The organism is Corynebacterium sp. MSK047 (assembly GCF_030232285.1).
In the GTDB taxonomy this organism is placed as follows: domain Bacteria; phylum Actinomycetota; class Actinomycetes; order Mycobacteriales; family Mycobacteriaceae; genus Corynebacterium; species Corynebacterium jeikeium_D.
On sequence record NZ_JASPJI010000016.1, the window covers coordinates 69,829 to 77,476 of the forward strand.

Annotated in this window: 6 protein-coding genes and 2 tRNA genes; 3 read left to right on the plus strand and 5 right to left on the minus strand. The window is 56.7% G+C overall.

The features are described 5' to 3' along the window. Positions 1 to 6 precede the first annotated feature (6 nt). The 4 genes from QP981_RS07885 to QP981_RS07900 all read right to left on the minus strand — a co-directional run bounded on the left by QP981_RS07885 (position 7) and on the right by QP981_RS07900 (position 5,483). Positions 7 to 450: an acyl-CoA thioesterase gene (locus QP981_RS07885; RefSeq protein WP_016422286.1), complete on the minus strand. Its 444-nt coding sequence runs from the start codon at positions 448 to 450 to the stop codon at positions 7 to 9. A gap of 136 nt (positions 451 to 586) precedes the next feature. Continuing rightward, the gene (gene ettA, locus QP981_RS07890) at positions 587 to 2,257 is read right to left on the minus strand and encodes an energy-dependent translational throttle protein EttA (protein ID WP_016422285.1); all 1,671 of its coding nucleotides are present in this window, start codon (positions 2,255 to 2,257) and stop codon (positions 587 to 589) included. Positions 2,258 to 2,542: 285 nt separating this feature from the next. After that, positions 2,543 to 3,103 carry a single-stranded DNA-binding protein gene (locus tag QP981_RS07895; protein WP_049170979.1) on the minus strand — a complete coding sequence of 187 codons (561 nt, stop codon included), beginning with the start codon at positions 3,101 to 3,103 and terminating at the stop codon, positions 2,543 to 2,545. A 232-nt stretch (positions 3,104 to 3,335) separates the two neighbouring features. Next, the gene (locus QP981_RS07900) at positions 3,336 to 5,483 is read right to left on the minus strand and encodes a bifunctional copper resistance protein CopD/cytochrome c oxidase assembly protein (protein WP_284857741.1); all 2,148 of its coding nucleotides are present in this window, start codon (positions 5,481 to 5,483) and stop codon (positions 3,336 to 3,338) included. An 86-nt stretch (positions 5,484 to 5,569) separates the two neighbouring features. Here QP981_RS07900 and QP981_RS07905 point away from each other — a divergent pair. Then, a tRNA-Arg gene (locus QP981_RS07905) sits at positions 5,570 to 5,642 on the plus strand. Between the two features lie 55 nt (positions 5,643 to 5,697). On the opposite strand, the gene QP981_RS07910 is transcribed toward QP981_RS07905, so the two are convergent. Next, positions 5,698 to 6,342, minus strand: coding sequence for a TetR/AcrR family transcriptional regulator (locus tag QP981_RS07910; RefSeq protein ID WP_284857740.1), 645 nt, complete (start codon positions 6,340 to 6,342; stop codon positions 5,698 to 5,700). 283 nt (positions 6,343 to 6,625) lie between these two features. Here QP981_RS07910 and orn point away from each other — a divergent pair, with 283 nt between their 5' ends. Beyond that, positions 6,626 to 7,279 carry an oligoribonuclease gene (gene orn / locus QP981_RS07915; protein WP_284857739.1) on the plus strand — a complete coding sequence of 218 codons (654 nt, stop codon included), beginning with the start codon at positions 6,626 to 6,628 and terminating at the stop codon, positions 7,277 to 7,279. 142 nt (positions 7,280 to 7,421) lie between these two features. Then, a tRNA-His gene (locus tag QP981_RS07920) sits at positions 7,422 to 7,497 on the plus strand. Positions 7,498 to 7,648 lie beyond the last annotated feature (151 nt).

Below are 7,648 nucleotides of genomic sequence, written 5' to 3' on the forward strand. Positions count from 1 at the left end.
GGCGAATTACTTGTCCTGGTCTTCCTTGTTGTCTTCGATTGCGGGAGCTGCAAAACGCTCCAGTTCACGGCGGGCAGACGGGGAGAGCTCGACTGCCTTCGCAGTCTTGAGATCAAACATCACCATCACGGTTTCGAGCACAGCAACGATGTGATCATGCTGGTCGGAGATTGTCTGGCGAAGTGTGAAAGAGGTGCGACCGAAGTTGATAATCTCGGTCTCAACCACAACTTCCTGGGTGTCCGGCAAAATAGCGCGGACGTAGTCAATCTCCAGGCGACGCACCACTGCCGCAGGCATCCCTGCCCCGCCGCCGAGACCGCGCATCACAAAGTCCAGACGAGCCTGCTGGGCGTATTCCAGGAAAGCGGTGTTGTTGGCGTGGCCATACTGATCGAAATCAGACCAGCGGATAGCGACGTTGGTACGAAATGGTGCTGATTCAGTCATACCCAGAACTATAGGCGTTTTCTGGAGCTACGATCCTGCGAAAAACGCGAAAGCCCGGAACCTGTGCACTGGTGCGAGCCAGTCCACAAGGTTCCGGACTTTGCCGTTGGCAAAAATCAGATTCGCGAGAAACAGATTAGCGAGTCAGGCGACGGTGAGTGACGCGCGACGGGCGTGCAGCCTCCTCGCCGTAACGCTCAATCTTGTTCTTCTCGTAGCCCTCGAAGTTGCCCTCGAACCAGAACCACTTGCCCTCTTCGAAGTTGCCTTCCCATGCGAGGATGTGGGTACAGGTGCGGTCCAGGAACCAACGGTCGTGGGAAATGACCACGGCACAGCCCGGGAAGTTCTGCAGTGCGTTTTCCAGCGAAGACAGGGTTTCGACGTCAAGGTCGTTAGTCGGCTCATCCAGGAGGATCAGGTTACCGCCCTGCTTCAGGGTCAGCGCGAGGTTCAGACGGTTGCGCTCACCACCGGAAAGAACCTTCGACGGCTTCTGCTGGTCCGCACCCTTGAAACCGAATGCAGACAGGTACGCACGAGACGGCATCTCGTTCTGGCCGACCACGATGTAGTCGAGACCATCAGAGACAACCTCCCAGACGGTCTTTTCCGGATCGATGTTTTCACGACCCTGGTCAACGTAGCTGAGCTGAACAGTCTGACCGACCTTGACCTCACCGGAATCCGGCTGCTCCAGACCCACGATGGTCTTGAACAGGGTGGACTTACCCACACCGTTCGGGCCAATCACACCGACGATGCCGTTACGCGGCAGGGTGAACGACAGGTCCTTAATCAGGACGCGGCCATCGAAGCCCTTCTCCAGGTCCTTGACCTCAACAACCTGGTTACCCAGGCGCGGCGGGGTCGGAATCTGGATCTCTTCGAAGTCGAGCTTCTTGTACTGCTCGGCTTCCTCCACCATCTGCTCGTAGCGCTCCAGACGGGCCTTGTTCTTGGCCTGGCGAGCCTTCTGACCCGAGCGGACCCACGCCAGCTCGTCCTTCAGACGCTTCTGCAGCTTGGCGTCCTTCTTACCTGCAACCTCGAGGCGCTCAGCCTTCTTCTCCAGGTAAGTCGAGTAATTGCCCTCGTACGGGTAGAGCTTGCCGCGGTCGACCTCACAGATCCAGCCAGCGACGTGATCCAGGAAGTAACGGTCGTGGGTCACGGCCAGGACGGCACCCGGGTACTTAGCCAGGTGCTGCTCGAGCCACAGCACGGACTCGGCGTCCAGGTGGTTAGTCGGCTCGTCGAGAAGCAGCAGGTCCGGCTCGGAGAGCAGCAGCTTCGCCAGTGCTACACGACGACGCTCACCACCGGAGAGGTGAGTAACCGGCTCGTCCGCCGGCGGGCAGCGAAGCGCATCCATTGCCTGCTCAATCTTGGAATCCAGCTCCCAAGCATCAGCGGCGTCGAGCTCCTCCTGAAGCTTGCCCATTTCTTCCATGAGCTCGTCGGTGTAATTGGTGGCCATCTCCTCGGCGATGGCTTCAAAACGAGCCTTCTTCTCGAAGATGTCGCCGAGGCCCTCCTCGACGTTGCCGCGAACGGTCTTCTCCTCATTCAGCGGAGGCTCCTGCAGGAGGATGCCGACAGTGGCGCCCGGCTCCAGGAAAGCTTCACCGTTACTCGGCTGATCCAGGCCAGCCATAATCTTCAGAATCGACGACTTACCTGCGCCGTTCGGACCGACCACGCCGATCTTTGCGCCCGGGTAAAACGCCATGGTGACGTTGTCGAGAATAACCTTATCGCCGTGCGCCTTGCGCACGTTTTTCATCTGGTAGATGAACTCACCCATGGTGGAATTTCGTCCCCTCGTAGAAAGGAAATAAGCAATCCCTGTAGAGGTTACGCATAGGAACCAAAAGGCACAATCTACATGGGCGTACCCGCAATCCTTTCCCACCAAAATCTCTGCCAGGCTGCTAGCAAAACTAGCTGCGAGATAACGCTGCCGAATCGTATGCGATTCCTCCCCTTTCTCAGCAGCGTCACCTCACGTGCAGTAATTACCCCTCCCTTCTTTCCGCTCTTTCAGCGGCTCCCCCTCATTCCGCTCTACAACGATGTACTGGCTCCTGGGTTAGAACGGCGCACTGACTCCTGCATCAGCCATTTCTCGCTGCTCCGAACTAGCTGCACCTGTGTTCCCCGCCTCACCAGCGCCGCCCGTACTAGCAGTGAAGGTGCGCACGGCCCCGGCCTGAGACGCAACTGTCTCAGTAACCGAAGCTTCCGAATCCCCAGTCGATGACTCACCAAGACCAGTCGGCGACTCATGCGGCTTCTCAGTCATAGTCTTCACTGTTGCCAGGTGACGGCGCAGATTCGGACCTACTGCCTTAGCAATGATCTTCTGGCGCTGATGCTTCGTACCATCATCGCCCTCCCAGCGATCCGTACGAACGTGACCGTGGACAATGACGGCTTGGCCCTTCCACACCGTGTTATTCACGTTCTCGGCAAGCTTGCCCCAGCATTCAACATCAAAGTACGAAGTCTCCGACTGCTCCCAGCCATTTTCCCCCTTCCACGACTTACTGGATGCCACAGAAAACTTGCAGACCTTTGCCCCAGAATTGGTATTTCGATTTTCCACATGATGGACCACATTGCCCACCACGGTAATAACTGCCTCAGACATCGGGCTCCTCCCCCAAAGAAAGCGTTTACCTACGTCGGCCGAATAATTCGAAGGTGTCTCATTCGTGCCGTGCCAATTACTTTTCCGGCTTCGAGAAACAAATGAAAGAGGTACATAAAAAGCCTGTGGATAAGTTTGTCGAAAAGACAACTATCCACAGGCTACGTATGAAGTTGAGGGGCGAAGTCGCGGCAATCCTCGTCGTCAAGCATGCAAAATCAGCTTAACGACGCTACCTTCCGCGCCTCTTCGAGGCATCAATCGGATTATCCATGTGCACCGGATGCTGCGCGTCAACCTCCGAGGTGTAGTAATCGCGCTCGTCCTCGCCACCAACACCGACCTGCTGGCTCATGCGAGCGAGCATTTCGTTGTAAGCGGCCAACTCCTCATCATTGTTGCGGTCTGCGACGCGGTCGTAGCGGGCTGCATCCTTTTCATCGGAACGCCGCCACTGTACAAACAGCGCAACGGTGACGATGTAGAGCGGAACCTCACCGGCAGCCCACGCGACGGCACCACCAACGTTCTGATCTTCCAGGAGATTCACTGCCCAAGGGAGATCCAGGCTGGCGTAGTAGGCCTCGGCAAGCACCTGCTGCGACTGCATCAGCGAAATACCGAACCAAGCGTGGAACGGCAACGACCCCATCAGCGTGACCAGCTTGACCGACGGCTCAATCTGCTGTGGTGCAGCATCGACACCAATAATGACCCAGTAGAAGATGTAACCGGAGATCAAGAAGTGGATGTTCATGAACACGTGGCCCGCGTGCTCATCAGCCAAGAAGTCATAAATCGGTGTCATGTAAAGCAGGTAAAAGCCCGCAACGAACTGCACCGTTGCCACGACCGGGTGCGTGAGGAAACGCGACACCGGGTTGTTGATGAAGACCACCAGCCACTCACGAATACCCGGCAGACCATCGCGGCCGGCCGGCTTCAGCGCACGCAGCGCAAGCGTAACCGGACCACCCAGCACCAGCATGACCGGAATACCCATGGAGTAAAGCATGTGGGCGATCATGTGAACCGAGAACAGAGCCGGCATGTATACGCCCAGCGCACTGCACGAAGTAAACAGCAAGGTTGCGCAACCACCGAGCCACCACAGGGTGTTGGACAGCGGCCAGGTACCACCGCGCTTCTTCAGCAGGTAGAGCCAGTACAGGTAAATCCACGCGGCAATGATGGCGGCAGAACCGAAGAAGATGTCAAAGCGCCACTGCGTGAACATGGCCTCCCAACCGAATGGGATTTCCAGGTTGTAACCGAGCTTGACCTGCATCTGCGTAATCGACGGCAGACCCTCACCACCGGCCTGCTCAGAGAAATTCGGTGGCGGCGGAGTACGGCCCAGAGCCACGGCAACGCCGATCGTCAGCGCCATGATGATGACCTCGACAATGGCCAGACGCCAGAATGGACGATTCGACTGAGCGCGCTCAATCTCCGGAATGGTGATCTTGCGGTGCACATAGCCGCATAGGCCCAGGAAGATGGTGAGCACAGCCTTGACCAGCACCATGATGCCGTAGTTGTTGCTGACCAGGTCAGACCAGTCAATGTTGATGGCTGCGTTAATGAAGCCGGAGGCAGACATGGCGATGAAAGCCACCAACGCCACGAAAGAATAGCGCTTCACTACTTCTGGCATCCATTCACCACGACGACGCGCGTGGCCAACCAGCGCCATCAAACCGCCGACCCAAAACACAGTGAAGGTCAAGTGCCAGATGTAGGAGTTAGTGCCGTAGTCATGGGCACCACCGGAGGCGTTGTGGCTTACAACAGCCAGCGGCATCATCGACACCAAGCTGATGGCGAAGAACACCGGCTGCCAAATCCACTTACGAGTCAGTGATGAACCAAGCGCCACAATGCCCGCAAAAATAGCTACCCACAGCCACGCCAAGCCCTCCTTGGTCTGCTCCAAGGACACAGCCCAGTTGCTCAGCTGAATCGTCGTCGACAGCGGCTGGCCCGACACATCGGAGAGCACCAGCGGAATCTCCATCAGCGCCATGAGGCCCCAGCCGAGCATGGCCCACATACCCGTGCGGGATGCCGTGTAGCCGTCGAGGCCCAAAGTGCCGTCGGCACGCTGCTTCGTACCGAAAGCGGCGAGCATAAACGAACCTACGCCGAGGCAGGCGAGCAGCTCACCGGCCGCCTTCGCGAACGGGAACCCGAAGGTGGTGATTGTGCCGGGATCGGGAATACCCAACGTGGCGCGCGAATCCATGTTGAACGCCATCGAGAGCAAACCAGCTAGAACGCCGCCGATAAGCACAAAAACAACGTACCAACCAGCAGATTTACGGACTTTCTTATCCTTGCTAACAGGCGGAGAGGTCTCGGCCTTGGTCGTGGCAGTCATAGCCCTAAGCTTAGCGACCAAAGTCCCTAGAACAGAACCGGTTGTGATTGGCTACATTAGAGACGCTACAATGCTTTTCTTAGCTAGCCTCCATAGCTCAGTGGACAGAGCAGTCGGCTTCTACCCGATTGGTCGAGGGTTCGAATCCTTCTGGGGGCGCAAAAATAACCCGCCTGAACTGGTTTTATACCAGCATCAGGCGGGTTTTTACTTCTTAGTTCTTCTTGTTATCCGCAGGATCCGGGCGCAAGTAACGGTCGACCATGTCGACGACCTCTTCGACAGATTTCTTGTCTAGCGCCGCGTCTTTGCCATCCGGGCGCCACACCAGCACCATCGTCTGAATCAGACGGTAAATGTTGCGCGCAAGCAGATATGGATCGTGCTCGCGAATAGTGCCGTCTTCCTGCCCGTGACGGACACCGGGGAGAATGAACCTCTCCACAATTTCCATCTGCGTTTCGCTCATCTCTCCAGTGAGCACTTCTAATACGCGGTCAGGGTCTGTCTTGACTAGGCCAGGGAAAAAGTCACTTTCGATGATGCGTTGAACGACGATTCGAATACGCAGCAACATGCGAGCGCGCGAATCGCCAGGGACATAGCGGAGCCCCTCAAGCATGTGCAGGATTTCGCGGTTGGTCACTTCCCCCAGAAGCTCACCAATGTCAGCGTATCGACGATATACGGTCGGACGCGAAACTCCTGCCTTGCGAGCAATTTCTGCAATCGAAGTCCTACGCAAGCCCACAGTCATTACGCTTTCGCGCGCAGCGGCAATGATGACATCATCGACGGATGGTTTCTGTGCCGCGGTGGTGCTTTGAGCAGCGTCGCCAACACGCCTCGTCTCATCCATGTAACTATTTCTCCCGTTGGAATCCGAACTCAGAAGTAATTTTATCAGGCAAATAGGTCGATTTAGTTCATGCCCCGTTGTCAAATTCTAAGATCTTACTTTCCAGTTAATTTCGTTTCCCCCACAATTCGCTCCACAAACCACACGGCAATCCACACGCCCGACCACAGCACAATCCACATCGCTAAGCTGGGCGTAGTCAGAGTGTGCCCCCACAGCCCAGTCCGGGCACAAAATAAGGCGCACTGCAGAATCATGCCGAATCTCAGCGAAAGGTGAAATCATGGCTCAGCCCGATCCCGACCTCCAGCTCTCCCCTGAGCTCGACCGCATCGTGTGGATTGACTGTGAGATGACGGGCCTCGAACCCGAGCGCCACGTCATTGTCGAAATCGCGGCTCTCGTCACCGACGCCAACCTCAACGTCCTCGGGGAAGGCGTGGACATCGTCGTGCACGCGTCCGAGACCGAATTGGCGCAGATGGATGATTTCGTCACCAAGATGCATGCGAAGTCCGGTCTGGATCAGGAAATTCGCGACAGCAAGACTAATGTCGCCGACGCCGAACAGGCTGTTTTGGACTACATCCGTCAGTGGGTTCCCGAGCCGCGCACCGCCCCACTGGCAGGCAACTCGATTGCCTCCGACCGCAAGTTCATCCACCGCTACATGCCAGAGCTCGACCAGCACCTGCACTACCGCATGATTGATGTCTCTTCCTTCAAGGAACTTGCCCGCCGCTGGTACCCCCAGGTCCTCAAGGGCGCTCCAGAAAAGGGTCTCGCTCACCGAGCTCTTGCAGATATCAAGGAGTCGATCCGCGAGCTGGACTACTACCGCCGCGCCATGCTTCTGCCCCACCCCGGCCCCGAAGGCGACGCTATTTCTGTCGCAAGCAAGGAATCGACGGAAAAGTACGGTGAGATTCGCGGCTAGCTCGCTTTACGACGACCCAAACCCCACCCTTTCCCAAATTTATCCGGGTTGACCTGCTGTTTTTGTTTCCAGCCCACTGTGGGCTACCATATAGTTCGCTGCAGAGATGAGCTGAGAAAACAGCTCCTTTCATGCGGTAATGGTGACTGTAGTTCAGTTGGTAGAGCACCAGGTTGTGATCCTGGGTGTCGCGGGTTCGAGTCCCGTCAGTCACCCCAAGCAGAACCCTCGACCAGGTTTTCCGGGCCGAGGGTTTTTGTGTTTCCGCCTTAGCAACTGCGTTTATGGTTGGCGGGTTAAGTAGCAAAAAGTGTGTCTGACTTTCAGCATTACTGCTGATTAGGCTGGGTAAATCGGGCGGATATAAGC

Bases quoted from the DNA above. Each gene is read 5' to 3' on its own strand.
- QP981_RS07885 (WP_016422286.1), bottom strand. From the start codon at position 450: ATGACTGAATCAGCACCATTTCGTACCAACGTCGCTATCCGCTGGTCT.
- QP981_RS07895 (WP_049170979.1), bottom strand. From the start codon at position 3,103: ATGTCTGAGGCAGTTATTACCGTGGTGGGCAATGTGGTCCATCATGTG.
- ettA (WP_016422285.1), bottom strand. From the start codon at position 2,257: ATGGGTGAGTTCATCTACCAGATGAAAAACGTGCGCAAGGCGCACGGC.
- QP981_RS07910 (WP_284857740.1), bottom strand. From the start codon at position 6,342: ATGGATGAGACGAGGCGTGTTGGCGACGCTGCTCAAAGCACCACCGCG.
- orn (WP_284857739.1), top strand. From the start codon at position 6,626: ATGGCTCAGCCCGATCCCGACCTCCAGCTCTCCCCTGAGCTCGACCGC.
- QP981_RS07900 (WP_284857741.1), bottom strand. From the start codon at position 5,483: ATGACTGCCACGACCAAGGCCGAGACCTCTCCGCCTGTTAGCAAGGAT.